The organism is Micromonospora sp. CPCC 206061, assembly GCF_036906915.1.
Lineage (GTDB): Bacteria > Actinomycetota > Actinomycetes > Mycobacteriales > Micromonosporaceae > Phytohabitans.
Genome location: NZ_JBAKHX010000211.1, coordinates 1 through 1,094, shown reverse-complemented (window position 1 = coordinate 1,094; position 1,094 = coordinate 1). Strand labels below are relative to the sequence as shown.

Here is a 1,094-nt window from a genome sequence, read left to right as displayed (position 1 = left end):
TCGATCAAGGGCAAACGCACGTGGTTCGATCTCTTTTCCACGTGCATTCGCCCTTGATCGATGGAAAAGTCCTTGATCGGCGCGCGCCGCGAGGGGCGCTGGAGGGCCGCTGCGGGTAACCGTCAGCTAACTCTTTCGATGGGTTGATCCGGGCCGTCGAGGGTGTCAGACTGCCTCCCTGGGAACGCTCCCAGAGAGAACTGTCGATACCCCACGGAGGTTACCCCATGCGCTGGACCACCGGCGCTCTGATCGGTGCGGCGATCGTCCTCTTCGCCACCGCGTGTGGCACCGCACCCGACCAGGGCACCCCCGCGCCCCCGGGCACCGCACCGGGCGCGAGCGCGCCGGCCGGCGACAATACGCCCGTGCCGAACGGCCCCAACGTGGCCGAGGCGCTGGACACCGCCAACAAGCAGTTCACGCTGCTGGCCAGCGGTGACTGGGCCGGCGCGTACGCGCAGTGGACGGATGCCGCCAAGAAGGAAGTCAAGAAGCAGGACTTCGAAAAGGTCAACAAGGCCTGCCCGGTCCTCAAGGGCGAGCAGATCCAGCTTCAGGACGTCAAGCCGGTGGGCATGGAACTGGTCGAGCTGACCTGGCGGCACGGCGAGACGGTCGGGCACAGCGCGCTGCGACTGTCTGGCAAGACGTGGCAGTACGACCCGGGTGGCGAGACGCTGGCCGAGTACGCCTCAGGCGCCGACGCGGCGATCGCCAAGCGCAAGGCCGACAACCGCTGCACCGCCTCCTGACCCCGCACCGCACGGCGCGCGCCGTGCGGTGCCCGCCACGCCACCCGCGCCACCCCCGCCACGCCACCCCCGCCACGCCACCCGCGCCACGCCGCTTCCCGCGTCGATCAAGGGCAAATGCACGTGGTTCGATCGCAAAACCACGTGCATTTGCCCTTGATCGACAGGAATCTCCTTGATCGGCGCGGAAAGCGCCGCGGCCCGCCCCACGCAGCGCCGCCCCACGCAGCGCCGCCCCACGCAGCGCCGCCCCACGCAGCGCCGCCCCACGCAGCGCCGCCCCACGCAGCGCCGCCCCACGCAGCGCCGCCCCACGCAGCGCCGCCCCACGCAGCGCCG

Annotated in this window: 1 protein-coding gene and 1 pseudogene; one reads left to right on the top strand and one right to left on the bottom strand. The window is 70.7% G+C overall.

Features of this window, described 5'->3' with window-relative positions:
* The first annotated feature begins 227 nt into the window (after positions 1-227).
* Positions 228-755, top strand: a complete 528-nt coding sequence (locus tag V6V89_RS41430; RefSeq protein WP_334625223.1) for a hypothetical protein — start codon at positions 228-230, stop codon at positions 753-755.
* A 232-nt stretch (positions 756-987) separates the two neighbouring features.
* Here V6V89_RS41430 and V6V89_RS42045 read toward each other — a convergent pair.
* Positions 988-1,089: pseudogene (locus tag V6V89_RS42045) on the bottom strand (pentapeptide repeat-containing protein); the annotation flags it as partial.
* Between the last annotated feature and the right edge of the window lie 5 nt (positions 1,090-1,094).

Excerpts from the sequence above, each read along its gene's own strand:
- V6V89_RS41430 (WP_334625223.1), top strand. The coding sequence starts at position 228 with ATGCGCTGGACCACCGGCGCTCTGATCGGTGCGGCGATCGTCCTCTTC.